Source organism: Bacteroides uniformis (assembly GCF_025147485.1).
Lineage (GTDB): Bacteria > Bacteroidota > Bacteroidia > Bacteroidales > Bacteroidaceae > Bacteroides > Bacteroides uniformis.
Map to the genome: position 1 here is coordinate 3,451,718 of NZ_CP102263.1, position 25,400 is coordinate 3,477,117.

General features: G+C 41.5%; 23 protein-coding genes. 20 read left to right on the forward strand and 3 right to left on the reverse strand.

Features of this window, described 5'->3' with window-relative positions:
• Positions 1-453 precede the first annotated feature (453 nt).
• From NQ510_RS13775 to NQ510_RS13870, 20 genes are all read left to right on the forward strand, one after another.
• Positions 454-1,890 carry an MATE family efflux transporter gene (locus NQ510_RS13775; RefSeq protein ID WP_332055709.1) on the forward strand — a complete coding sequence of 479 codons (1,437 nt, stop codon included), beginning with the start codon at positions 454-456 and terminating at the stop codon, positions 1,888-1,890.
• Between the two features lie 25 nt (positions 1,891-1,915).
• Positions 1,916-3,253, forward strand: a complete 1,338-nt coding sequence (locus NQ510_RS13780) for a hypothetical protein (RefSeq protein WP_005829205.1) — start codon at positions 1,916-1,918, stop codon at positions 3,251-3,253.
• Positions 3,254-3,344: 91 nt separating this feature from the next.
• Positions 3,345-5,102, forward strand: a complete 1,758-nt coding sequence (locus NQ510_RS13785) for a thiamine pyrophosphate-binding protein (RefSeq protein ID WP_005829203.1) — start codon at positions 3,345-3,347, stop codon at positions 5,100-5,102.
• Between the two features lie 213 nt (positions 5,103-5,315).
• Positions 5,316-6,428, forward strand: a complete 1,113-nt coding sequence (locus tag NQ510_RS13790) for a polysaccharide pyruvyl transferase family protein (RefSeq protein ID WP_034525766.1) — start codon at positions 5,316-5,318, stop codon at positions 6,426-6,428.
• A gap of 36 nt (positions 6,429-6,464) precedes the next feature.
• On the forward strand, positions 6,465-7,352 hold the full coding sequence (locus tag NQ510_RS13795; protein ID WP_005829197.1) for a glycosyltransferase family 2 protein: 888 nt from the start codon (positions 6,465-6,467) through the stop codon (positions 7,350-7,352).
• Positions 7,353-7,438: 86 nt separating this feature from the next.
• Positions 7,439-8,053, forward strand: a complete 615-nt coding sequence (locus NQ510_RS13800; protein ID WP_022400854.1) for a GDSL-type esterase/lipase family protein — start codon at positions 7,439-7,441, stop codon at positions 8,051-8,053.
• 54 nt (positions 8,054-8,107) lie between these two features.
• Positions 8,108-8,860: a CatB-related O-acetyltransferase gene (locus NQ510_RS13805; RefSeq protein ID WP_117589526.1), complete on the forward strand. Its 753-nt coding sequence runs from the start codon at positions 8,108-8,110 to the stop codon at positions 8,858-8,860.
• Positions 8,861-8,947: 87 nt separating this feature from the next.
• Entirely contained in the window at positions 8,948-9,712 is a 765-nt protein-coding gene (locus NQ510_RS13810; RefSeq protein WP_259817032.1) for an EpsG family protein, read from the forward strand.
• A gap of 236 nt (positions 9,713-9,948) precedes the next feature.
• Positions 9,949-11,145: a glycosyltransferase gene (locus NQ510_RS13815; protein WP_005829189.1), complete on the forward strand. Its 1,197-nt coding sequence runs from the start codon at positions 9,949-9,951 to the stop codon at positions 11,143-11,145.
• Between the two features lie 3 nt (positions 11,146-11,148).
• Positions 11,149-12,165: a glycosyltransferase gene (locus NQ510_RS13820; RefSeq protein WP_034525763.1), complete on the forward strand. Its 1,017-nt coding sequence runs from the start codon at positions 11,149-11,151 to the stop codon at positions 12,163-12,165.
• Between the two features lie 2 nt (positions 12,166-12,167).
• Positions 12,168-13,241: a polysaccharide biosynthesis protein gene (locus NQ510_RS13825; protein ID WP_005829185.1), complete on the forward strand. Its 1,074-nt coding sequence runs from the start codon at positions 12,168-12,170 to the stop codon at positions 13,239-13,241.
• Positions 13,242-13,341: 100 nt separating this feature from the next.
• Complete coding sequence (locus tag NQ510_RS13830; RefSeq protein ID WP_005829183.1) at positions 13,342-13,563, forward strand: hypothetical protein; 222 nt, start codon at positions 13,342-13,344, stop codon at positions 13,561-13,563.
• On the forward strand, positions 13,560-13,964 hold the full coding sequence (locus tag NQ510_RS13835; RefSeq protein ID WP_005829181.1) for a putative toxin-antitoxin system toxin component, PIN family: 405 nt from the start codon (positions 13,560-13,562) through the stop codon (positions 13,962-13,964). Before NQ510_RS13830 ends, NQ510_RS13835 begins: the two co-directional genes overlap by 4 nt.
• 40 nt (positions 13,965-14,004) lie before the next feature.
• On the forward strand, positions 14,005-15,153 hold the full coding sequence (locus NQ510_RS13840) for a capsular polysaccharide biosynthesis protein CapF (RefSeq protein WP_005829179.1): 1,149 nt from the start codon (positions 14,005-14,007) through the stop codon (positions 15,151-15,153).
• Positions 15,154-15,178: 25 nt separating this feature from the next.
• On the forward strand, positions 15,179-16,360 hold the full coding sequence (gene wecB / locus NQ510_RS13845) for a non-hydrolyzing UDP-N-acetylglucosamine 2-epimerase (RefSeq protein ID WP_005829178.1): 1,182 nt from the start codon (positions 15,179-15,181) through the stop codon (positions 16,358-16,360).
• 9 nt (positions 16,361-16,369) lie between these two features.
• Positions 16,370-17,602 carry a glycosyltransferase family 4 protein gene (locus NQ510_RS13850; protein ID WP_005829176.1) on the forward strand — a complete coding sequence of 411 codons (1,233 nt, stop codon included), beginning with the start codon at positions 16,370-16,372 and terminating at the stop codon, positions 17,600-17,602.
• Between the two features lie 73 nt (positions 17,603-17,675).
• The gene (locus tag NQ510_RS13855) at positions 17,676-17,867 is read left to right on the forward strand and encodes a hypothetical protein (RefSeq protein ID WP_005836975.1); all 192 of its coding nucleotides are present in this window, start codon (positions 17,676-17,678) and stop codon (positions 17,865-17,867) included.
• Positions 17,864-18,184 carry a hypothetical protein gene (locus NQ510_RS13860; RefSeq protein ID WP_005829173.1) on the forward strand — a complete coding sequence of 107 codons (321 nt, stop codon included), beginning with the start codon at positions 17,864-17,866 and terminating at the stop codon, positions 18,182-18,184. The genes NQ510_RS13855 and NQ510_RS13860 overlap by 4 nt, the downstream gene beginning before the upstream one ends.
• Positions 18,185-18,193: 9 nt before the next feature.
• Positions 18,194-19,174, forward strand: a complete 981-nt coding sequence (locus NQ510_RS13865) for an NAD-dependent epimerase/dehydratase family protein (RefSeq protein WP_005829171.1) — start codon at positions 18,194-18,196, stop codon at positions 19,172-19,174.
• A gap of 51 nt (positions 19,175-19,225) precedes the next feature.
• The gene (locus NQ510_RS13870) at positions 19,226-20,173 is read left to right on the forward strand and encodes an MraY family glycosyltransferase (protein WP_005829169.1); all 948 of its coding nucleotides are present in this window, start codon (positions 19,226-19,228) and stop codon (positions 20,171-20,173) included.
• Between the two features lie 14 nt (positions 20,174-20,187).
• Here the strand turns inward: NQ510_RS13870 and NQ510_RS13875 are convergent, their stop codons facing one another.
• From NQ510_RS13875 to NQ510_RS13885, 3 genes are all read right to left on the reverse strand, one after another.
• Entirely contained in the window at positions 20,188-21,618 is a 1,431-nt protein-coding gene (locus tag NQ510_RS13875; protein WP_005829167.1) for a hypothetical protein, read from the reverse strand.
• A gap of 194 nt (positions 21,619-21,812) precedes the next feature.
• On the reverse strand, positions 21,813-23,936 hold the full coding sequence (locus NQ510_RS13880) for a dipeptidyl-peptidase 5 (protein WP_005829163.1): 2,124 nt from the start codon (positions 23,934-23,936) through the stop codon (positions 21,813-21,815).
• A gap of 37 nt (positions 23,937-23,973) precedes the next feature.
• A complete protein-coding gene (locus tag NQ510_RS13885; protein ID WP_005829161.1) occupies positions 23,974-25,305 on the reverse strand; it encodes an MATE family efflux transporter in 1,332 nt (443 codons plus the stop codon).
• Between the last annotated feature and the right edge of the window lie 95 nt (positions 25,306-25,400).

The window sequence follows — 25,400 nt, forward strand, 5'->3', positions numbered from 1 at the left end:
AGCGATGAGGGAGTGGAGATTGCTGCCGTATATCATATATAATCAGCATGGTGAAGCTGCAAGGTAGGTCCGCATGGGATTATCTTGGCAAATTTTTTACCGGAATTTTTAACGGTTGCAGAGATTTTTTGAGTCTGACATCGCCAAATATAGACTCGGTTGTATGCCAATAGTTAAAAATCAATCAAATTTGATAACATTTTTTGTGGGGTACTCATTTTGGTGCCTTATAAAAAGGAAATGCTCTAAATTGGGTATTAACTGTACTTGCATAATTTGTTTAAAAGAAAACCGCCTCTGGGTGGTATTCTCTATGCGATAGTCAAAATTTGATGCTAACTACCGATGCCTACTGTTTCTGAAAATAACAAGCGTATAGCTAAGAATACTCTCTTCCTTTATTTCCGGCAATTACTAGTGATGGCGGTTAGCCTTTATACTGTAAGGGTAGTATTGGCAGAACTGGGTGCCGAGGATTATGGTATATACAATGTGGTAGGTGGTTTCGTAGCTATGTTTTCCATTATATCTGGAAGTATGACTTTGGCGGTCAACCGTTTTATTACGATTGAAATCGGAAAGGATAATGTCTTGCAGGCAACCCGGATATTCTCAACCTCCGTGATTATCCTTTTGCTTTTCTCAATTCTGGTTTGTATCGGCTTAGAAACTTTTGGCGTATGGTTCCTAAATGCTCAAATGGACATACCAGACGGGCGTACTATAGCAGCCAATTGGGCTTTGCAGCTTTCGCTTTTAGCCTTTGTTATCAACTTGATGAGTGTGCCCTACAACGCTGTAATTATCGCCCACGAGCGGATGTCGGTTTTTGCTTTGATTTCCATTTTGGAAGTTACTCTTAAACTTGCTGTGGTTTTCGTACTTAAGTGGATACTCTTTGACAAGCTGATTACTTATGCATGCCTCACCACGTTGGTGGCACTTATCATTCGTACGGTGTATGCCGTTTATTGTAAGCGCCATTTTGAGGAGTCCCGTTTTAAGTTCACTTTCGACAAGGGATTATTGTGCGATATGCTGGGATTCACAGGCTGGGCTTTTTGGGGAAATTCAGTTATCTTACTCAAAGACCAGGGAGTGAACGTGCTGCTCAACTTGTTTTGTGGTCCGGTAGTGAATGCGGCGCAGGGCATCGCAATGCAGATCAATGCTGCAGTGTACAGTTTTGTATCTAATTTTATGATAGCGATAAGGCCGCAAATCATCAAGAACCATGCTTCCGGAAACTTTCAGGCCATGCATATCCAGATTATAAAAAGCGGGAAATTCGGTTTTTTCATAATGCTGCTCATCCTGCTGCCGCTTTGCGGTAATATTGATTATGTGCTTGGACTATGGCTGGTGGATGTGCCAGCACATACGGCAAACTTTGTCGTGCTGGTGTTGTTGTATTCCTTGTTGGACGGTATTTTAACTCCGATTGCAATAGGAGTTTTCGCTCAGGGTGAAATCAAGGCATACGAGATAGCTTTGTGCATCATTTATGCAGTTAATTTCATTGCTTCATACGTGTGTCTTAAACTGGGTATGGCTCCAGAGACGGTCTTTGTACTCAATATTGCTTTTAAAGCATGCGTGTTGGCAGATTTGCTGGTGCATTCCAAGGCGAAGTATGCTTTTCCTGTTCATGCTTTCCTGAAGCAATGTCTGCTACCTTCAGCGGTGGTTTTCGTCTTATCAGGAGCTTTTACTTATTTCATGCCGTGGGAAGCACCAAATAGCTTTTGGGAATTTCTTCTGCACACACTGGCGATAATAATCTGTACCTCGTTGATGGCACTTGCTATAGGCATGACGAAAGGAGAGCGGCTCTTCCTAAAAAAAAACTTGCGGGATAAGATTACAGTGAAATTATATCGTAAAATATAAATTCTCATCTAAACACACAATTAGTATGAAAAGAACCATTGAGTTGACCCGTATCGCGGTCGATGGAGACACTGTCAAGTATGAGATTCACGATAACACAGGACTTGGTCTGCTTCGGAAAGAAAAAGTGGAGGCTCAGATACAGTTCCATAATGCTGATGCTTTCGGTTTTGAGCCGGATAAATTGCCGGAGTCTGTACTAGCTTTACCCATTACGCTTTATCTGCTTCCAGTAACATTTTTCTACCATATAGAACTCATATTGTCATCCATAGACAATACTCTTTATCATAATATACCGACACTATATGCAGCTTATTCTCAGATGTATGGTCCTTTTAAGGAGGAATGGCGTGGAAAAATCGTTGCAAAAGAGATTGTTGCAAACCAGATGCCCGATGCAAGATATGACCGTATTGTATTCTTCTCCGGTGGTGTTGATGCCATCCATGCAGGAATAAACAACCCTGGTAAACGGAATGTTTTAGTCAGTGTGCCAAGCATAGAGGTACATTCCAGAAACGAAGGTGCCTTACGGAATGAAAAGTTTGTTATGATAAAAGAGTTCTCCCGTGTTATAGGAAGCGATTGGCTTTTGGTTGCCAATGATTTCAACCAAGTTGTTTTCGATGATGAAATAGGAAGAAATGGTAAAATTACGAGGTACCTTAGGAACACTCTCCAGCTGAATACGGTAGCATTTAATCATTCAGGCTTTTGGGGAATGAGGTATATTCCCAATTTGTGCTCAGTGGCTCCTTTTGCATACGCTATGGGAATAAAAGAACTCATCATGGGGTCTTCTTTGATAGAAGATAAACTTGAACCAGCTTTGGATGGAACCAACCCATTGTTAACCAATGGGTTCAAGTTCGTAGGCATTTCTTTTGCGGAACAAGACGGGCTTTATACCCGGCGTTCCCAAAAAGTGAAAAATATAGTTTCTACTTTTAAGAACCAAGGCAAACATGTTAGGATTTGGGCATGTTTTGTAGACAACAGCGAACAGTGCGGTGAATGTGCCAAGTGCGTTAGGACGCAACTCAATATCCTTTGTACCGGAGAAAACCCGAAGGATTGGGGATTCGCCCGCTTTGATGAAAAAAAGTTCTCGCAACTGGTGCGTTCTTACTGTTGGTTTGAAAATAGTATTGATGATGTATGGGGTATTATTGACTCCATAGACGACTCCCGTACTTATCCTTATAGTAACGAACTGCTGCATTGGCTTAAGCGAGTAGGTTATAAACGGTATTTCAACCGTTCCCGATGGATGCGCAAACTGATGTTGAACATAATTTTTAAGTTCAGTAAATATCCGCATTATATTTGTGTTGCTTGGCACAAAATGATAGGAAGATGAAAACGGCAATAAACTCGTAGAGCTGATTCTTATACATCCAAATTACAATCAAGATATGAAAGCAGGTTAAGAAAAATATAAAATAAAAAATATGGCTAAGGAAAAATTTTATACATCAGAGAGGAATGTACAAATCGTGTTGTCGTTGTTGAAAGCCAATGGTATTAGAAAGATTATAGCTTCACCGGGTGCTACTAACTTCACATTTGTAGGTAGTGTGCAAAATGATCCATTCTTTGAGGTCTATTCTGCTGTGGACGAACGTTCGGCAGCATATATGGCTTGTGGCATGGCGGCTGAAAGTGGAGAAGCTGTGGCTTTGAGCTGTACGGGTGCGACCGCCTCGCGTAATTACTATCCAGGATTAACAGAGGCTTTTTACCGCAAATTGCCGGTGCTTGCCATCACTTCGCACCAAGGGACAGATAGGATAGGACAACTTATTCCTCAGAACATAGACAGGCGTATTCTTCCGAATGACATAGCACGGCTTTCGGTAGAACTGCCTGTGGTCAAAGATTGCAGGGACGAAGACTATGTCGTGATGGAAGTAAACAAAGCCATGCTTGAGTTGCGCAGGAATGGAGGAGGACCGGTTCATATAAATTTGATAACAACCTACAGTCGTGATTTTTCGGTGAAAGAATTGCCTCATGTGAAAGTCATGCGTCGCTTCCAAGCCTGGGATGAACTGCCTGTGCTGCCTGAGGGAAGAATAGGTATTTATGTGGGCTCTCATACACATTTTTCTGAAAAACAAAATAGGGCTATTGATCGCTTTTGTGCCACTTATGACGCTGTAGTGATTTGCGACCATACGAGCGGCTATTACGGTAAATACAAGTTACTTCCGACGCTGGTCCAGTTGCAATCCGATATCACTTCACCATTCCCTCCATTGGATTTGATGGTTCACATCGGGGAAATATCAGCAGCTTCTTTCAACGATACAATCCCAGCAAAGGAGGTTTGGCGAGTAAGCGAAGATGGGGAATTGCGTGATCCGTTTAAAAAACTGACAACGGTATTTCAAATGTCCGAAGAAATGTTTTTTCTGCATTATGGGAAAGATGGTTGCAATCGGCACGTTTTGATAGATGAATGCCGAGAACTGTTTGGTGAAATCTATGAGCAAATTCCTGAATTGCCTTTCTGCAATATTTGGACTGCCATGCAGCTATCTTCGAGACTTCCCAAAGGAGCGTTGTTCCACATGGGCGTTTCCAATACCCGGCGTTGTTGGAATATGTTCCAGTTGCCGGAAAGTGTTGAGTCTGCTTGTAATGTAGGTTGTTGTGGTATTGACGGTTGTGTCAGTACATTGGTCGGGGCTTCATTAGTCAATCCCGATAGGCTTTGCTATGTCGTAGTGGGTGATTTGACTTTCTTTTATGACCTGAATTCCTTGGGCAACCATCATATAGGGACGAATTTACGTGTTATGCTTGTCAATAACGGGAGGGGTACGGAATTTCGCTTGGGCATTCATCATTGCAATGTTTTTGGCGATGATGCCGACAAGTATATGGCTGCAGCTGGGCATTTTGGTAATAAATCTCCTCTGCTGGTTAAGCATTATGCTGAGGATTTAGGTTTCCACTATTTGTCTGCTACTACCAAAGAAGAATTTATGACTGCATTGTCTAATTTCACCAATCCACAGTTAAGTGATCATTCTATGATATTGGAAGTCTTTACTGACTCGAAAGATGAAAGCGAGGCTTTGTATCTGATGAGCCATATTCAAAGCGATGCCAAAGGCATGGTACGTAGTAAGCTGAAAGATGCGGTAAGGAATGTGGCAGGAGAAAAAGGCATTAATGCTATAAAAAAAATTTTGAAAAAATAAAAGATGGAAACGTATTGTTGGTAGGAATAGGTGAGGCTACAACTACGGCTGCAAAGCCATCGGGTGTGGGACGGTGAATATCTTGGAGCAGGTAGATTTCACGTTTCTTTTTTGCAACTTGTGAAATTTGAATATATCTATATGAATAATAACTGTTTAACAAGCGAAAAGGTAGAAAATATTCAACTACTGATTCGCATTATTTAAGAAATAGTGCATATCTTAATAATTTCTCTTCCTCTTCATACCAATATAGGAGGTATATTACAATCCTATGCCTTACAGACTGTTTTATCTCGCAATGGTCATGATGCAATAGTTCTGAACAGACCATTTTGCAGTAAGCCCAGTGTTGCGAAAGTTCTAGCCAAGGCTTGTTGTAGATTGCTTAAGAAAATGCTTGGTCGTGAGACTGTACCATTATTTTATGACTTCAAGCATTATAAAGAATATACTGTCATCAGTCAGCATACTGAGGCATTCATAGAGAAGAATATCCATTGTCGTTATTACAAACGCTATACAGATATACGGGAAGCGGATTGGGATGCTCTCGTGGTGGGTAGTGACCAAATCTGGCGGCGCAACTTCAATCAAAAGATTGAGAATGTATTTTTCGATTTTGCTTGGGACTGGAAAAATGTGAGACGGATTGCCTATGCTCCTTCTTTCGGACTGGATACTTGGGGATATTCAGATGTTGAAACGAAAAATTGTGCAGGGTTGGTGAAGAAGTTCAATCTTGTTACAGTACGTGAGGAGTCTGCAGTGGGGCTTTGCGAGAAGCATTTAGGCGTAAAGCCTATGCATGTCTTGGATCCAACGATGCTTCTCGATCGAAAGGATTATGAAGCACTGACATCAGAAGTTAAAGAAAAGTCTGATGGTGATATGTTGGTCTACTTGCTCGATCCGATGGAATCAAACCTTGTTACGGTAAAGGAGGTGTCTGCAGTGCTTCATCATAAACCTTTCTATGTATTCTCAAAGGTCAATGACACAAGTCTGCCACTCAGTGAACGTATACAGATTCCGGTAGAGAAGTGGCTAAAGGGGTTTCAGGATGCTAAGTTCGTGATTACAGACAGTTTCCATGGCTGCATATTCTCTATTATCTTCAATGTGCCTTTTGTGGTGTTGAGAAATGAACAAGGTGGATTGGCGCGTATTTATTCTCTTTTGAGCATGTTCTGTTTAAAAGACCGTTTAGTAGACTCAGTTGATGATCTGAAGCAGTTGAAGATTATTGATTGGAATAAGGTCAATGCCATCCGAGAAAAAAAGAAGTATTTTGCATTGGGATTAATTGATAAAATACTAAGATAAACCAACAGCTTCCTTTACAATAATAAATATGTCTTTATGCTCTCAATAATTATTCCCCTTTATAATAAGCAAGCTGTAATAGCGCGCACCATTGAGTCGATACTCAGCCAATCCTATATCAATTGGGAACTGATTATCGTGGATGATGGATCTACCGATGGCAGTGATGAAGTGGTGAGACTGTATCTTGGTGATCAGCGTATACGGTATATACGTAAGCCTAATGGTGGGGTGTCATCAGCCAGAAACCGGGGTATCAAGGAGGCTAAAGGGGAGTGGATATGCTATATTGATGCGGATGATTATTTTCTGCCGGAGGGATTGAAGACAATGGTTGAATTGGCAGAGAAATATAATGTAAAGGTGGCTGCAGGACGTTTTTTGATAGAAATTAAAAAAAAGAGATTTCCGGGAGTGAATGGTAAAAGAGAAGGCGTATTGGAAGATAATTTTAAAGAGTGGTTTTTTAATAGGGTGATACCTCGTGCAGGAGCTGCTGTCTTTCATGCCGAATTATTGAAGAATCATTTGTTTGATGAGACATTGAGTCGATATGAAGATGCAAAATCTCTTTTTGAAATTTTACGTGAAAACAGAATGGCTTATACTCCTATTGATGTGATGACTTATTCTCTTGATAATCTCGGTCTAAGTGGTAAGGTGGCTGATTTTTCAAAGGATTTTATATTTAGTATGAACTTTGATGGAAAGTCTTATTGGGAAAAAATGCTTTTGGGGGATATGCTCAACCAGGGATTAAAGCTATATCCCGAATATAAACAATTCTTATTGAATAAATATGGCAACGATTTAATGTGGAGTAATAAGGCTAAACGATGCAATTTTATGAATAGGATAATATTTATTCCGAGAAAACTAATAATGAAGTTAAAGTTTTATTTGTCAGGTCCTTTAGCGGGGTAAGCTATTGATAATGAGCTTATTATTGGTGAATTTTGTTGTTTTGTATAAATCTGATTTCTTGCCTAAAGTAGGTAAAAGGCTAAACCTTGATTGAAGTTAGTCCGACTGACGCACCCGATTACTGGGCTATACGTGGTTGGACAAATACATTGCAAAAAATGAGTTATGATGCGGATATTTGCTTTTTGGGTAATTCAATTACGTATGCGAGTAATTTTCAAACTTATTTCACGGATAAGAAGATTGTAGAACTAGGCTATCCTGGTGATACCATGATTGGCATGATGCGACGTATGGATATGCTGCGTGCTGTTTGCCCTGAAAAAGTGTTTTTGATGGCAGGTATCAATGACTTGGCAAATCAAAGTATGGATATGGATGAGTTTGCTGAGCGGTATAATGTTTTAGTGGATTCTATAACTAACGCTTGTCCTCATGCAGAAGTCTATTTGGAATCTATACTTCCAGTCAATCGTAGTCATAGAATGTATAGAAACTGTGACAGAATTATTCAAGCTAATCAAATTATTACTCGTATAGCAGGTGAAAAAGGAATGATATATATTGACCTATTTTCTCTATATTGTATAGATGGACAGCTGCCTGATGAACTAACTAATGATGGCATTCATCTTTTACCAAAAGCTTATGATAGATGGGCTGAAGCTATTCGTGAGTATGTAACAAGTTCTCTCAAATAAAAGTATATAAGACCACTAATACTCTTTGTGCTATTGATATATGGTTGTTTTGATATGGTGAATAAGAAAAACAATAGGAGTTCATTTTTTTGTGTATTTAAATACTTGATATTTATATTACAACATTTTCTAAGATGGATTTTTATTAATAGTTTATCTAGAGGATTTTATTATAGTATTAAATATTCTAGTACGGTTACAATAGGTTATGGAGCTAAGGTTACCCGTATATCTAAGTTTGAAGGATGTAATAGAGTTTGTGCGCACAGTACATTTAATGGCACATTAGGTTATGGATCTTATATAGGATTCAATTCAAGAATAAGTGGAGAAATTGGACGTTTTACTTCTATTGCAGATGATTGTATGGTTGTTCGTGGACGTCATCCTTACGAGTATCCTTATGTAGCCACAAGTCCTATGTTTTTCTCTATGATGAAGCAAACTGGATATACTTTTGCTGATAGGCAAATTTATAATGAATTTAAATTTGTAAGAGAATGTGTTCCAGTGGTTATTGGTTCTGATTGTTGGATAGGAGCAGGAGCAAAAATCATTGAAGGAGTTACGATAGGTATAGGGGGCATGGTACTTGCTGGCGCTTTAGTTACTCATGATGTACCCCCTTATGCAATAGTGGGAGGGGTTCCCGCTAAAGTCCTCCGGTTTCGATATAATGAAGACGCTATACAAATGCTTCTGAAATCTAAATGGTGGGAGAAAGATGAAAAGTGGTTCAAGATAAATTGGCGTTTACTAAATGACCTAGATGCTTTTGAAAAGTATTTTGCTAATGAAAGTAAATGAGATGGGGAATTCACTAACTAAAACAAGATGCTGATATATATATTACTGATTATATTGTCTACCATAATATTTATTTCACACATATATGTGAAAGATGAAAAGGTCAATTTTGTGACAGCATTTGTGTGGGTATTGTTGATGACACTCTTTGTTGGTTCACAAGATGGTATAGGAACAGATCACAGTAATTATATTGCTCAAATAGAGAGCCCTTGGGTTGTTCCATCAGAACCTTTTACGATTTTAGTTTTTGCAATAATTCGTTCATTTGGAATATCTTCATATGCCTTTTTTTATATATATGCTTTCTTGACTTATTTTTATTTAGCAAAAGCAGTGCTATTATCTGATCGAAATATTAGGTTTATTGTTGTAATCATGATATTACAATCATTGTTGTTTTTTCAATCATTCAATTTGGTTCGTCAGATATTAGCTTGTGCCATTTTCTTGTATGGCTTAATGTTAATTTCTTGTGGGAAGAAACATTACATAGTTTTTGTTTTGGCTTTTCTAGTGCATTATTCTGCATTGTTCGGGATATTGATGATTGTATTAGCTAAAATGATAAAGGTGAATATTGTAGTGTTGATGATATATATAGGATCCGTTTGTATCTTACTATGGGGAGGATTTATGAGTGGCTTTATATCAATATTTGAGCCTATAATTGGAAAAACGTATTATGGCTATTATTTGGAATCAGCACTTATAAATGAAAATCAAACAGCTCATTTTGGTGTAGTATATCAAGTGATATTTGTATTATCTCTTATTGTTTATGCGAAGAGAAATTATTATGTATCGAATAATTTAGAATTGATTTTGAATGTTTTTTTCTTGGTCAGATAATGTATAATGTGCTTTCTGCTAATATAACTTTACAAAGAATTACATATTATCCCTATGTCTCTATGGTTTTTGTAATTCCTTTATTGGCTAAGTCTTTACATTCTTATTGGACGACTAGAAATGCTTTATTATTATACTTGATTTATTTTGTTTTCATCTTGGCTTCTTTATCTTCCAAAGGAAGCCCGTATGTACCATATAAAAGTATTTTATAAATATTTGCAAAATATAAAGTGATGAAAGTTCTTTATTTAGGTTGCTTTTGTGAACCTACAATTTCTACATTTATAAAAGAATGTACAAAAGGGGTTATTACAGTAAGCGCAACTACATTTCAGAAAGCTCTTTTAGCGGGATGTAACGAGTGTGGTATAAGACCTGATTATATAGTGAATGTACCTGATATTGGTAGTTTCCCATTTCGTTGTAACAATTTGTTTTTTTCAAAATCTAAGTTTGAATATGCTTCAATAAAAGGGGTAAATGCATCTTTTTTTAATGTCACATATTTAAAAAAATGCAGTATATATCATACCATTATGAGAGAAGCCAAATTGTGGCTTAATAAAAATAGGGAGGAAAAAGTAACAATTTTAGTTTATTCTTTGATTTATCCTTATTTGAAAGCTGCTATTGATTTGAAAAAAATGTACCCAAATGTTCAAATTTGTTGTATCGTATTGGATTTGCCTGAATATTTTGGAGATAGCACTTCTTTATTGTACCGTTTTTTAGGTAATTTGGAAACTAAACGAATATATTCATTAGTACCCTCTGTTGATTCCTTTGTTCTTCTTACCAAGTATATGAGAGAAAAACTTAATGTTGGTTTACGTCCCAGCTTACTCTTAGAAGGAATATATAATCCAGTATGTATAGTTCCTCAGAAAAAGCGGAAAAAAACTATTTTATATACAGGCAAGCTAGACATTCGTTTCGGGATTAGAGATTTAATCAAAGCTTTTAACGATATTGATGATTCAGAATTTGTTTTGTGGATATGTGGATTTGGACTTGATAGAATCTTTGTTGAAGAAGCTGCAAAAAAAGATAAGAGAATAATATATTGGGGAGTTGTAGAACAGAAGCATGTTTTTGAAATGCAACAACAAGCTACATTGTTAGTTAACCCTCGTAAAGGGCATGAAGAATATACCAAATATTCATTTCCATCAAAAACAATGGAGTATATGGCTTCGGGTACTCCAACTATAATGTATAAACTTCCAGGATTACCTATAGAATATGAAGAATACCTTGTTCTATTACCAGATAATTCACAAGAAACATTGACTGCTATTTTAAAACAATGGGGAAGTAAAACACAAGCAGAACTATATGAGTTTGGAGAGAAGGCGAAACGGTTTATATTAGAGAATAAAAATTCTGAGATTCAGGCCAGTCGACTAATGAATTTTATAAAACATAGCTAAGGTGTGAAAAGAATTTTATTTTATTCGAGTGTGAATTCACTTGAGTTATTTAAGACTCAGAAATTCTATCAGATAGATATATCAATATTGAAAGATTTAGGATATGACGTTTTACTATCTAATCGAATATTCGATAGCCTTTTATTTTGGAAATATGATATTCTGTTTTCTTATTTCTATCGATATTCATTTTTTGCTGCATTGTTAGCAAAATGTTTTGGTAAAAAAACATATTTTACAGGAGGTATTGACTCTTTGGATTCGGATTATGCATCTGCTTTTAATTATAAAATACAAGCATTGTTTTTTAAACTTTGTTATTGGGTGGCTGATTCTTGTATAATTGTGTCGCAATCAGATTTGAAAAACATCTTTAAGGTATCATCATTAAAGAAAAAATTGAGTTATAGCGAGCATGTTATTAACACAAAACTTTTTATTGCTGATGTTCCAAAAGAAAAGATATTTACTTCTATAGTTTGGATGGGAGATGAAGGTAATGTGGTAAGAAAGGGGGTGGATAAGGCTTTACAAATTTTTGCTGAATTGAAAAAAATACCGGAGTTTGTTGATTATCGATTTGTAATTATAGGCAGAAAAGGAGAAGGAGAAGTCTTGGTTCGGTCAATAATAGATAAATATAATTTGAAAGGCTCAGTTGAATTGAAAGGAGAAGTGTCTGAAGAGGATAAAATTAATCTTTTGAAACAATCTAAATATTATTTTCAACTTTCATTGTATGAGGGATTTGGTTTAGCTGCATTGGAGGCATTATGTGCTAATAATATCATAATTCATTCAGGAAAGGGTGGTTTGGCTAATCCTATTTATAAAGAACAGTTGTTGTTTGACATAGATAATGATTTCGATAGTGAATTGCTTAAATTGGTTAATAAATTAGCTTGTTTTACTCCAATAACTTCATATGATAATCTTCTAGAATATTATGATATTCAAAGGCGAAAAGATGATTTTGAAGCTATAATAGTTAATGGGAAAAGCAATTATAAATTAAAATAGTTATGTCTATATTCAAAGACAAAATTTTATTAATCACTGGCGGTACCGGTTCCTTCGGTAACGCCGTATTGCGTCGTTTCCTCGATTCAGATATCAAGGAAATTCGCATCTTTAGCCGTGACGAGAAAAAGCAGGATGACATGCGTCATCACCTGCAGAATCCGAAAGTGAAATTTTACATTGGTAATGTCCGTGACCGCCAGTCTGTGGACGGTGCCATGATGGGAGTGGATTATGTGTTTTCCGCCGCCGCCTTGAAGCAGGTTCCCAGTTGCGAGTTCTTTCCGTTGCAGGCTGTGCAGACCAATGTGATCGGTACCGACAATGTACTGGAATCCGCCATAGCGCATGGTGTAAAGAATGTAGTAGTGCTTTCTACCGACAAGGCTGCCTATCCCATCAATGCCATGGGCATCAGCAAGGCCATGATGGAGAAGGTTGCCATAGCCAAGGGCCGTGCGTTGGGTGAGGAAGCCGGCACAACCATCTGCTGTACCCGTTACGGCAATGTGATGGCAAGCCGCGGTTCTGTAATTCCCTTGTGGGTGGAGCAGATAAAGAACGGCAGGCCCATTACGGTAACGGATCCTAACATGACCCGCTTCATGATGACGCTGGACGATGCCGTGGATCTGGTAATCTATGCGTTTGAGCACGGACATAACGGTGACCTGTTCGTGCAGAAGGCTCCTGCCGCCACCTTGGATGTACTGGCGCAGGCCTTGAAGGAAACATACGCGCAGGTTGATCCGAAATACGGTGAGACGGAGGTGAAGACCATCGGCACGCGCCACGGCGAGAAACTGTATGAGACACTGGTAACCCGCGAAGAGATGGCAAAGGCTGTCGACATGGGCGACTACTACCGCATCCCCTGCGACACCCGTGATCTGAACTATGACAAGTTCTTCACGGAAGGCAATGAGGATATTGCCCGTATAGAGGACTATCACAGCCATAACACTGCCCGCCTGGATGTGGAGGGCATGAAAAAGCTTCTTTTGAAACTCCGCTTCATCCGCGAAGACCTCGGAATGGAGGAAAAGGCGAAGAGCGCGGAAATCAAGAGTGAATAAGTCTTTAATTTGAATAATACAACAGGAAAGAAAGAGGGAATGTATTGTTCCTTTAGAAAAAAAAACTATCTTTGCCATATTGAAACTAATAATTGAGAATATGGCAGCAACAGTATTAAATTCAGTTCAACAACATCTTTTGAAGATGTTTGCTTTTGATGGTTCGGAGGAGCGATTGAATGAAGTTAAAGAAGTGTTGACCAAATATTTTTCTCAGAAGTTAGATGACCGCTTGAATGACTTATGGGATTCGGGAGTTTTAAACCAAGAAAAACTTGATGAACTGAGAAAAATTGATGTCCGTACACTTCCGAAGAGATGAATAGAATTGTATTAGATACAAATAGCTTGATACAGTGCATTTCTCCCAAAAGCAGGTACCGTAAGATTTGGGATTGCTTTTTGGATGGAACGAATCAGTTATGCGTTTCTGATGAAATTCTTAATGAATATGAGGAAATATTAGAACGTTTGGCAGGTGTGGAAATAGCTAAGCTGGTGATTGATGTCATTCTCAATAATCCTTATACTTTGTTCTTTACTCCTTATTATAACTTCAATCTGATAAAATCAGATCCGGATGATAATAAGTTTGTGGACTGTGCAATTGTGGCTAATGCCAAGTTTATTGTTACGGAAGATCATCATTTTCATATATTGAAGCAATATAATTTCCCAAAAGTAAGTTTTATAGGTTTGGATGATTTCTGTCATTCACTATGAATATCTTCTCTTTTCTGTGACAAACAGAACCCATTAGTTTATGAAAATCTTAGTGACCGGCTCCCGAGGGTTTGTCGGCCGGAACCTTGTATCCCAGCTGCACAACATCCGTGACGGGAAAGCCCGTAATTACGGCATTGCAGGTGAGGAACTTACTATTTACGAGTATGACATGGACAGTGACCCTGCCGAACTGGATGTCTATTGCAGACAAGCTGACTTTGTCTTCAATCTGGCAGGCGTGAACCGTCCCCAGGATGCGTCTGAGTTTATGAAAGGGAACTTCGGCTTCACCTCCACGCTGCTTGATACATTGAAGAAGCACGGCAATACCAGTCCGGTAATGATTTCCTCTTCCACGCAGGCCGCACTCGACAACCCTTACGGTGAATCGAAACGGGCAGGGGAGCAACTGTTGTTCGAGTACTCCAGGGAAACGGGAGCAAAGGTACTGGTGTACCGCTTCCCGAATGTTTTCGGCAAATGGTGCCGCCCCAACTATAACAGCGCGGTGGCCACTTTCTGCAACAACATCGCCCATGACCAGCCCATCCGGGTGAACGACCCTTCGGTGGTGATGCACCTGGTTTACATAGACGATGTGGTGGACGAGCTTATCTCTGCCCTGAGCGGCATGGAACACCGCAACGGGGATTATTGCGAAGTACCCGTAGTACATACCATTACCTTGGGCGGCATTGTGGAACTGATAAGGTCTTTCAGGCAAATGCCCGGTACCTTGTCCGTCCCGGATTTGAGCGATGCCTTTACAAAGAAACTCTATTCCACATACCTCTCATACCTGCCTGAAGAACGGTTCAGCTATCCCCTGAAGATGAATGTGGACGACCGCGGCAGTTTTACGGAGATTATCCGTACTTCCGACCGCGGGCAGTTCTCGGTGAACATCTCCAAGCCGGGCGTTACGAAAGGCCAGCACTGGCACCATACCAAGAACGAGAAGTTTGTGGTGGTGAGCGGACACGGTCTGATACAGCTCCGCAAGATAGGTACGGAGGAGGTTGTCAGCTTCGAGGTAAGCGGCGGGAGGATGGAGGTCGTGGAGATGATTCCCGGCTATACGCACAATATCGTCAACCTTTCGGAAACGGAAGACCTGGTGACCTTCATGTGGTGCAACGAGTGTTTCGACCCGGCACGTCCGGACACTTATTCTGAAAAAGTCTGAAACGAGTTAAAGAATATAGGAACAGATGGAACTAAAATTGGATTATTCGCAAGTCAGGTTTCAGGAGAACGGCAGACTGAAACTTCTGATTATAGTGGGCACCCGTCCGGAAATCATCCGCTTGGCGGCTGTCATCAACAAATGCCGCAGTTATTTTGACTGTCTTCTGGCCCACACCGGCCAGAATTACGACTATAACCTGAACGGTGTCTTCTTCCGTGACCTGAAGCTGAAAGCCCCCGATGTGTATATGGATGCCGTCGGTGATGACCTCGGTGCCACGATGGGGAATATTATCAACGCCAGCTACAAGCTGATGGTGCAGGTGAAACCTGATGCTGTGCTGGTGTTGGGAGACACGAACTCCTGCCTGAGCGTGATAGGCGCGAAACGTCTGCATATCCCCATCTTCCATATGGAGGCAGGCAACCGCTGCTTTGACGAGTGCCTGCCTGAGGAGACCAACCGCCGTATTGTGGACGTCATTTCCGATGTGAACCTCTGCTATTCGGAGCATGCCCGCAGATACCTGAACGCTTCGGGCGTGGCGAAAGAACGTACATACGTAACCGGTTCGCCCATGGCGGAAGTCCTGCATGAGAATTTGTCCGAAATAGAGTCTAGCGATATTCATCAGAGGTTGCATCTCCAGAAAGGTAAATACATCCTGCTTTCCGCGCACCGGGAAGAGAACATTGACACGGAGAAGAACTTCCTGTCCCTTTTCAGCGCGGTTAACGCTATGGCCGAGAAATATGACATGCCCATACTTTACAGTTGTCATCCCCGTAGCAGGAAACGTCTGGAATCAAGCGGCTTTGCACTTGACAGTCGTGTGATTCAGCATGAACCTCTCGGTTTCCACGACTACAACTGCCTGCAGATGAACGCCTATGCCGTTGTGAGTGACAGCGGTACTCTGCCTGAGGAGAGCAGTTTCTTCACTTCTGTGGGGCATCCTTTCCCTGCTGTATGCATCCGTACCAGTACGGAGCGTCCCGAGGCTCTTGACAAGGGTATCTTTGTCCTTGCCGGCATTGATGGGAAATCCTTGCTTCAGGCTGTAGATACTGCCGTGGAGATGAATAGGAATGAGGACGATGGCCTGCCGGTGCCCAATTATACGGATGAGAATGTATCGGCCAAGGTTGTGAAGTTGATTCAGAGCTATACGGGGGTGGTGAACAAGATGGTTTGGAGAAAATAATGGTGAGACATGCCTAAGAAAATCTTGATACATAGCCTGATTTTCAGTCCGGATGGAGTTTCGACAGCCTATCTTTATAATGATATTGCTCTGAAATTCCAAGAAAACGGTTATGAAGTATTGGTATTGACAACTACGCCTCATTACAATGTTGTGGAATCACAACTGGCAGTACAACCTCTGAAATGGAAGGTTTGGGGGATTTGTAAAGAAAGCTGTTTTCATGGAATCAGAGTTCTTCATGTACCCCAGAAGAAATTCAGAAATACATTTCTGCGTGTCCTGGGATTTGTCTATTGGCATATTATCTCTTTCCTGATTGGTTTGTTCCAGAGAAATATAGATGTCATACTGTCACCTTCCCCTCCTTTGACTATCGGTGTAATAAACATTTGGCTGGCGAAAATCAAGGGATGTAAAACCATATATAATGTGCAGGAAATATATCCTGACATCTTGAAACGAAAGGACGGGCTTGTTATAGAACAGCTACGTAGGATGGAACGGTATGTTTATAATAACTCAACGGCCGTAACGACAATAGACCAGGTTTTTTATAATGTAATAGCCGGAAGGTTTAAGGATAAGTCCAAGCTTTGTATAATACCTAATTTTGTAGATACAGAATTGTATAATTCTCAAGGTGGAAATGTAGAATGTCTGAATCCCCATTTTTTCCCTGCCACAGATTCTTTGAAATTACTTTATGCCGGGAATATTGGTTATGCCCAAGATTGGGAGCCCTTAATTTGTCTGGCAGAAAAGACGAAAGGGGTTTCCATTGAATACTTTATAATCGGTGAGGGAGTCATGAAACCCGTTCTTGAGGAGAAAGTACGTGAGTTGGAGCTGGATAATGTGCATATTTTGCCCTATCAGCCCAGAAGTTTGATGCCGTCCATTCTTGCCTATTCAGACATCCAGTTTATTTTCATGAACCCTGAGATGGAGATGCAGGGATTCCCTTCCAAGGTTTATACAATCATGGCATGTGGTAGGCCTTTATTGGTCTGCTCGGGAAAGGATACGCCTATCATCAACTTCCTGCAGGAACATGGCTGTGCAAAATTGATTACAGAGAAGAGTTTGGAAAAGAAGGTGGGAGAAATGGCGGACTGGCTGAATTCCGTCTCAAAAAGCGAACTGGCTTTACTGGGTCGAAATGGTGTAGAGGTGATTAAGCGATTATATTCCAAGGATGTGGTAACTCAAAAATATGTAGACTTAGTTGAAGCTTTATGAACATACGATATTTATCAATCAATTATTAGGATATCTTGATATTCCCGGGTATCTTTGTAGAAAGATTGGATTCATGAAGAAGAACAAGCCATATAAGGAACAAGAACCGATGGTGCCGAATGTTGGTGAACCGGTAGTTGTATATACGGGTAATGAGAATAATCCGAATATCGTTACGGAAGGACGTGATGACATTAGGCATGCTATTTCCGGTGAAGAATTATTGGATAGGCTTTGCCCTCGTATAAAGGCTTTGTTTGGATGAGAGTCGTATTCGCTCCCGAAGTAGAGGAGGATTTGTATGGGCTTATAAAAATACTTGTTGAGAAGGAGTATTTGGGTACTTATCCTTTTGCTATTTCTTATGTAGAAGAACTGATAGCTGATATTCAACAGAACATTCATTCTAAATTAAAAAAGAAAGCGCCCGCTTTTTTTGAACGTTATGGTAAGGATATGTATTACATCACTTACCAACGTAATTCTAATACAACGTGGTATATTTTTTTCTCTGTCATCGGAGATACTTATTTTATCAAATACATAACCAATAACCACGTTTCCGGTCAGTATATTTTTTAGCATATTTCAATGAACATACTCGTCACTGGAATCCACGGCTTTGTGGGTTCCAATCTCGTTGTTGCCCTAAAGGAACGTCATAGCCTTTACGGGCTGGATATTGTTGCTCCTGAAAAGGAGGGGGTGGTAAAGACTTTCTCCTGGAAGGATATTGAACCAGCTTCTTTTCCGATGCGGAATCTTCCTGAATTCGATGCCATTATTCATCTGGCTGGTAAAGCCCATGACACGAAGAACCGGTCTGCTGCCCAAGCCTATTTTGATATCAATATGGGATTGACTCAAAAGATATTTGATTTCTTTCTGGAATCGTCTGCGAAGAAGTTCGTATTCTTCAGTTCTGTGAAAGCCGCTGCAGACAGTGTGGTGGGTGATATGCTGACTGAAGATGTGGTGCCTGCTCCGGTAGGGCCTTATGGGGAAAGTAAGATAGCTGCCGAGAATTACATCCTTGACAAGTTGAAGGTTGAGAATGGGAAATTGAAAGCTAATCCTTATGATGACAAGCAGGTTTATATCCTGCGTCCCTGCATGATTCATGGTTCCGGCAATAAAGGCAATCTGAATCTTCTTTATAATGTGGTGAGGAAAGGTGTTCCCTGGCCTTTAGGGGCTTTTGAGAACAGAAGGTCTTTTACTTCAATAGACAATCTCTGCTACGTGGTGGAAGGTCTTTTGACCAAGGAGGTGGCGAGTGGTATCTACCACATGGGAGATGACGAAGCCTTGTCCACAAATGAACTGATAACTTTGATGTGTCGGGCTTTGGAGCGTAAGCCGCATATCTGGAAGATAAACAGAGGACTGATGGAGTTCTGTGCTCGGCTTGGGACTCTGCTCCATTTGCCTTTGAATACAGAGCGTCTGCGCAAGTTGACAGAGAATTATGTGGTGAGTAATGCGAAAATAAAGGCTGCCCTGGGAATTGACAGAATGCCGGTGAGGGCAGAGGAGGGGATAGTGAGAACGATAAAATCGTTCTCAAATTAAAAGTTAAGAATTAAAAATTGATAATTAAAAATTAAAGAGGAAAATACTGTTATGTATTATCTGTTAATATTGGTTCTGCTGTTTTTGGCAGAACTTTTTTATTTTAAGGTGGCTGATAGGTGTAATATCATCGACAAGCCCAATGAGCGGAGTTCCCATACGAAAGTGACTTTACGCGGTGGTGGGATTATTTTCTATTTCGGAGCGTTGGCCTATTTCCTGACGAGTGGCTTTGAATATCTTTGTTTCCTGCTTGCCTTGACACTGGTGACGTTCATCAGCTTCGTGGACGATATAAAATCCACCGGACAGATGACAAGGCTGCTTTTTCATTTCTCTGCTATGGCTATGATGTTTTATCAGTGGGGACTGTTCTCCTTGTCCTGGTGGTGGATAGTCATAGCCTTGATAGTCTGTACGGGTATCATCAATGCCTACAACTTTATGGATGGCATTAACGGCATAACCGGTGGTTATTCTCTGGTTATTCTTGCTGCGTTGGCCTATATCAATAAGGAGGTGGTTACTTTTGTGGAAGCGGATTTCATCTATACCGTTATCTGTTCCGTTCTAGTTTTCTGTTTCTTCAATTTCCGCAAGCGTGCCAAATGCTTTGCCGGTGATGTGGGTTCGGTGAGCATTGCCTTTATCCTTCTTTTCCTGATAGGCAGGCTCATCATTGAAACGGAAGATTTCAGTTGGATAGTCCTTTTATCCGTTTATGGTGTGGATAGTGTACTGACTATCATTCACCGCCTGATGCTTCATGAGAATATCGGGCTGCCGCATCGCAAACATCTGTATCAGATTATGGCGAATGAGCTGAAGATTCCTCATGTCATAGTCTCTCTGGCCTATATGACAATACAGACTTTTATAATAGTAGGATATATTTATTACCAACAGTATGGCTATATCTTCTTGATAGGGTGTATCTTACTATTGAGCGTAATATACGTACTCTTCATGAAAAAGTATTTTTCAAGACATATCTCTTGAATTACTGTCTTCCATTATACAATTTCTGCAGTCACCTGAATACCCAAAGCTTTGGCAATACGCTCAATATCACGCTTCTTTGTTTTTGTATTGCTGCAGGTCATAAGAAACCGTCCGTTGCCTAATGGTTTTTGAGCGCGCTGGTATTTCTCATGAAGTGTGTTTGATATCAAAGGAATCTTGCATACCTTGATATTTAAAGATTGCACTTGTTCCACACCTACTGTCATCACAAATTGCCGGAAAGTCTCGGCTGCTTGTGTTTCTTGAATTACTTTCCCATTACCAAAAGTAATCTTTAATCGGGATATTGGAGTATTGCTTTCCGTATCATTGGTTACTTGGTACAGTTTCTTTGCTGCTTCAAGAAATCTTGGAAATAATGTTCCCCACTGGTTGTTGACAACAATTTTTGTTCCGTCTGCCAATAAAATAACTTCATCAGGCTTAAGAAAGTAACGTTTCTTTAAATCGGGATGAGATTTGATTTTTTCTTGGACTTCTATCAAGGTACGTATTACACCCAATGCTTTACTGTGTAAATTGGATGGAAAGACTTTTTCCAGTTCAACATAGTTTATGTTGGGATGGTCTTTGATATAGTGCTTGATTACTTCCAATACAAAACGTCTTTTGACATAGAAGTTGATTCCATCCAATGAGAATTTTGTATGGTCTTTGGAGTCACTTTCTTTATAGTCGTTTTGTGAGTTTTTAGATGTTTGCCTCGTTTTAAGTTGTAATGAAGGGAGAATGCTCTTATTTTCGTAATGTACTGTAAGCGTAAGATTGGCAAATTCTTCATTAATGGCGGATTCCTCAAATCCTTCAGCTGTAAACTTGTCTTTGAGCAACGAAATCATATTCTTTACCCCATTGCCTTCGGATAAGAATTCTGACACCCTCCTATGCAGATTATTACGCGCTTGGATTTTTTTATATTGCTCATTACAGAATGTTTCTATTTTTTCCAGATTGAATTTGTCGTAGCTCAATAAGTCACAGATGATGGAACCATTTGTATCTTCTTTTTTAATTTCCGCTGTAAATACACAAATGGGATTCTCTCCATCATTGGGAATGTCATAGTAAAGTTGTATCTTTTCTCCTATATATAATCCGACATTAAGTTTCAACTGGCGCATATACGACATCAGTTGATTTTCTTGTCTTTCATTTCGTATATTAGACGGACGCTTTATTTCAATAGGGAGTACGGGGGATTGTGTGTCATGCTCGTTCTTTCGCCAAAGTACAATGTCCGGGCGTATGGAGTTGCTATTGCCTATCGGTAATGTATATTGGGATACCATTGTTCCATTGGTCTTCTTCCATCCAAGAAATTTCAAGCAGTTCTCTATTTCCCGCTGGTAGTCACCTTCTACCGAATTTGTTTCAAAATACGGTATCAGTGTTTCCACAATCTCAGGCCAATTTTCATTCATCTTTTATCGGGTTATATTAGGACATATTGTTTACACTTCTTTGGAGTGTGCATAAAGCAAATGTATTGACTTTATTTGAACTGCCCAAATTATAGTCATAAAAAATGAATCGGGCGGTGTACGATAAAAACAAATAATCCCGGATTCTTGACAAAGAGTCCGGGATTATTTGTTTTTATTGTTTTTGAGGGGCTTTACTTAGCCGGCTTCAGCCATTTGTCCAGCCATTCAAAGAAGGTACGTTGCCACAGCACGCCGTTTTGAGGCTTCAGCACCCAGTGGTTTTCGTCCGGATAGATAAGCAGTTCGGCAGGAACGCCACGCATCACGGCTGCATCGAAGGCGGCCATTGCCTGGTTGGCAAGGATGCGGAAGTCCTTCTCTCCGTGGATGCAGAGGATAGGGGTGTCCCATTTGTCGACGAAGAGATGCGGGGAGTTGGCAAAAGTGCGTTGTGCCGTAGCGTTGTTCTTTTCCCAATAAGCGCCGCCCATATCCCAGTTGGCAAACCATTTCTCTTCCGTTTCCAGATATTGCATTTCCATGTTGAAGATACCGTCGTGTGCGATGAATGCCTTGAAGCGTTTGTCATGGTGTCCGGCAAGCCAATATACGGAAAAACCTCCGAAGCTGGCACCTACGCAACCCAGGCGGTCTTTGTCAACGAAAGGTTCCTGGGCCATTTCGTCAATGGCAGTGAAGTAGTCCTTCATGCACTGGCCGCCATAATCACCGCTGATGGCTTCGTTCCACTCTACACCGAAGCCCGGAAGACCACGACGGTTGGGAGCTACAATGATATAATCGTTTGCTGCCATAATCTGGAAATTCCAACGGTAGCTCCAGAACTGGCTGACGGGACTCTGAGGACCACCTTCACAGAAGAGGAGGGTGGGGTACTTCTTGTTAGGGTCGAACTGCGGAGGATAAATCACCCAGGTCAGCATCTGCTTGCCGTCGGTGGTCTTCATCCAGCGGGCTTCCACTTTACCCATCTCCAGCTGGTCGTAAATCTGCTTGTTCTCTGTGGTCAGTTGCACTGCTTCTGCAAAAGCGTCGCCGTTGCGTGCACTGTTTACGGCATAGATTTCGTCGCCCATGCTCATGGAATGGCGTTTGGCGATAATCTTGTTTCCGCAAAGGGCAAGCGAAGCATAGTCGTGCATGCCGTCGGTGAGCTGGGTAAGCTTGTCGTTTCCGACAAGGTCGATGTTGTAAATCTGTGTCTCGCCATGCCATACACCGATGAAGTAGATGCTCCGGGAATCTTTGTTCCACAAGAAGGCGTCCACGTTCGATTCGAAAGCTTTGCTTACAAAACGTTTCTCGCCGGTCTCGAGGTTCATGATAAACAAGCGGTTCAAGTCGGCTTCGTAGCCGTCACGCTCCATGCTCTGCCAGGCGATGTATTTGCCGTCGGGAGAGTATTGGGGATTCGTATCATATCCCTTGTTTTCTTCCGTGATGTTTTTGGTTTCCTTGGAGGCAAGGTCGTAGATATAAATGTCGGAGTTGGTGGAAATGGCATACGCCAGTCCGGTTTTCTTACGGCATGTATAGGCCACCTTATCAGAAGACGGGCTCCATGCCAGCTGCTCGATACCGCCCCAGGGCTTCATCGGGCTTTCGTATGGCTCTCCCTCAAGAATATCAGTGACATTGCTGATGGCATTGCCGTCGAAATCGGCAACGAACGGATGGGGAGCAGTAGTCACCCATTCGTCCCAATGCTTGTACATCAGGTCGGTAACGATGATGCCGGTGGCTTTAGGAAGGTCCGGATGTTTGTCTGCCGTACTCTTCACGGTCTTTACCTGGGCAATGAAAAGGAGTTTCTTGCCGTCGGGCGAGAAAGAGAACCCTTCGATGTCTCCCTCGTATTGAGTCAGCTGCTTGCGTCCGCTGCCGTCGGGATTCATTTCCCATACCTGGCTGCTGCCGCTTTCGTTGCAAAGGAAGGCAAGCTTCTTGCCGTCCTTAAACCACGTGGGCTGTCCTTCTTGCCAGGCGTCATGCGTTATCTGGGTATTGTCACTACCGTCGGCATTCATGACGAAGACTTCGCTGTTACTCTTGTTCTGGGGCACGCTGTAATAGGATACCGTGTAGGCAATTTGCTTTTCGTCGGGGGATACGGCCACACTGCCGATGCGTCCCATCGCCCAGAGTGCCTCGGGTGTCATACGCTTTCCTTCAATCTTGATGTCCGACCGCTGGATGAGCGTTGCTGCGTCCTGCTGCTGTCCGGCATCTTTTGTGCCTCCGCAAGAGGCCAATGTCATGGCTGCTGACATAAGTAGTAGATTTACTTGTTTCATATATGCTTTTTGTTTCAGTTATTTCAATGCAAAGATACTAAATTTTCCTTCCTTGCCAATTCCCACGTTTGATATATAGCCAGCAGAAAATGAGAATAAAGCTGGAATAAACCATTTCCGAGGTCCAGCAGATGGCCACGTCGAGTTGCAGAATCAGAATAATGTAGGTGATATAGGCTGTGTAGATGACCAGCGTTGCCAGCTCCATGCCCAATGCAGTACGCGTATTGCCGGTTCCGGAAACTGCCTGGAAATAGACATTGGCAGGAACCAGGAACAGATAGGTGGAGCACATCACCCAAAGCGAATGCACGGCAGCGTCCTGCAGGTCGGGTATGTCGGTATAAATTCCCAGAATCAGCTTGGGGAACAGCGCGAAAAGCAATGCCAGCGGAAGTACGAAAACGTAGGCTATGCGTACGTGCTGCCGGATAGTGCCTGCCACGCAATCGGAGTGGCCTGCACCGATAAGGTTGCTGACCAGTGACCCGCAGGTAGAGGCAAACGCCATGAGTACCATGAACAGTATGCCGGACACGTTGCGGACAATGTTGGTCACTGCCAGCGAGCGCTCTCCCAGATGCTCCACATAAAGGAAGAACAAGAACCAGGTGGAGAGGGAGAAGAAATTCTGTATCATGGTCCAGAAAGAGACGTTCAGCATCCGTTTCAATACGTCCAGCCGGAACTTCGGAATACGGTCCAGCCCGTACTTGCAGCAGTCGATACGGCTACGGGTATAGAGGATGAAGAATAACAGCGAAACCAGCTCGGCCAATGAGGAGCCGATGGCAGCTCCGGCAATGCCGAGTGCAGGAAAACCGAATTTACCGAAAATCAGGATATAGTTGAATACGACATTGCTCAACACCATGACGATGGAGTTCAGTGTCAGTGTCTTGGTCTGGGTGGTTCCCAAGAAAAAGGCACGGAACATGACTGCGCTGAACGAGAAGAAGGCACCGAATACACGCCAATGCAGGTAGCTGGTGGCTGCTTCGTAGATATGTTCCGAGGCTACGATGCGTTTCAGGATAATCGGCGAGAAGCAATAGGACAGCAGGAACATGACTGTCGCCATCCCGACTTGGAAATAGATGCCCTGATAGAACAAGTCACCGATTTCCTTATACTGCTGTTCGCCGTTGCGCCGGGCAATGAGTATCTGTGCCCCGATGCTGAAACCGAAGGCAACCATGAAGATGACCATGTAGAAGACACCGGCGATGGCAGATGCTCCCAGCTCGACTTCGCCCACACGTCCGAGGAAGGCGGTGTCCGTCATACCTATCAGTTGCTCCATAAGGAGGCTGATTAGGATGGGGTAGGCTATAAGCCAGATTTGTTTGTAGGTGTATTTAGTCTGCATAATTTAGAGTCTGTGATTTTTTCATTGGCGTAAGGATAAGAAAGCCGGGCAAATGTCATTGTCCGGCTTTCTGCAAAAGAATATCTTGAACGGTA

What these genes read in the sequence shown, in the direction of transcription:
- NQ510_RS13815 (WP_005829189.1), top strand. Translation starts at nt 9,949, where the DNA reads ATGAAAGTTCTTTATTTAGGTTGCTTTTGTGAACCTACAATTTCTACA.
- NQ510_RS13870 (WP_005829169.1), top strand. Translation starts at nt 19,226, where the DNA reads ATGTATTATCTGTTAATATTGGTTCTGCTGTTTTTGGCAGAACTTTTT.
- NQ510_RS13880 (WP_005829163.1), bottom strand. Translation starts at nt 23,936, where the DNA reads ATGAAACAAGTAAATCTACTACTTATGTCAGCAGCCATGACATTGGCC.
- NQ510_RS13850 (WP_005829176.1), top strand. Translation starts at nt 16,370, where the DNA reads ATGCCTAAGAAAATCTTGATACATAGCCTGATTTTCAGTCCGGATGGA.
- NQ510_RS13805 (WP_117589526.1), top strand. Translation starts at nt 8,108, where the DNA reads ATGGTGAATAAGAAAAACAATAGGAGTTCATTTTTTTGTGTATTTAAA.
- NQ510_RS13825 (WP_005829185.1), top strand. Translation starts at nt 12,168, where the DNA reads ATGTCTATATTCAAAGACAAAATTTTATTAATCACTGGCGGTACCGGT.
- NQ510_RS13855 (WP_005836975.1), top strand. Translation starts at nt 17,676, where the DNA reads ATGAAGAAGAACAAGCCATATAAGGAACAAGAACCGATGGTGCCGAAT.
- NQ510_RS13865 (WP_005829171.1), top strand. Translation starts at nt 18,194, where the DNA reads ATGAACATACTCGTCACTGGAATCCACGGCTTTGTGGGTTCCAATCTC.
- NQ510_RS13885 (WP_005829161.1), bottom strand. Translation starts at nt 25,305, where the DNA reads ATGCAGACTAAATACACCTACAAACAAATCTGGCTTATAGCCTACCCC.
- NQ510_RS13830 (WP_005829183.1), top strand. Translation starts at nt 13,342, where the DNA reads ATGGCAGCAACAGTATTAAATTCAGTTCAACAACATCTTTTGAAGATG.
- NQ510_RS13795 (WP_005829197.1), top strand. Translation starts at nt 6,465, where the DNA reads ATGCTCTCAATAATTATTCCCCTTTATAATAAGCAAGCTGTAATAGCG.
- NQ510_RS13835 (WP_005829181.1), top strand. Translation starts at nt 13,560, where the DNA reads ATGAATAGAATTGTATTAGATACAAATAGCTTGATACAGTGCATTTCT.
- NQ510_RS13860 (WP_005829173.1), top strand. Translation starts at nt 17,864, where the DNA reads ATGAGAGTCGTATTCGCTCCCGAAGTAGAGGAGGATTTGTATGGGCTT.
- NQ510_RS13780 (WP_005829205.1), top strand. Translation starts at nt 1,916, where the DNA reads ATGAAAAGAACCATTGAGTTGACCCGTATCGCGGTCGATGGAGACACT.
- NQ510_RS13785 (WP_005829203.1), top strand. Translation starts at nt 3,345, where the DNA reads ATGGCTAAGGAAAAATTTTATACATCAGAGAGGAATGTACAAATCGTG.
- wecB (WP_005829178.1), top strand. Translation starts at nt 15,179, where the DNA reads ATGGAACTAAAATTGGATTATTCGCAAGTCAGGTTTCAGGAGAACGGC.
- NQ510_RS13875 (WP_005829167.1), bottom strand. Translation starts at nt 21,618, where the DNA reads ATGAATGAAAATTGGCCTGAGATTGTGGAAACACTGATACCGTATTTT.
- NQ510_RS13840 (WP_005829179.1), top strand. Translation starts at nt 14,005, where the DNA reads ATGAAAATCTTAGTGACCGGCTCCCGAGGGTTTGTCGGCCGGAACCTT.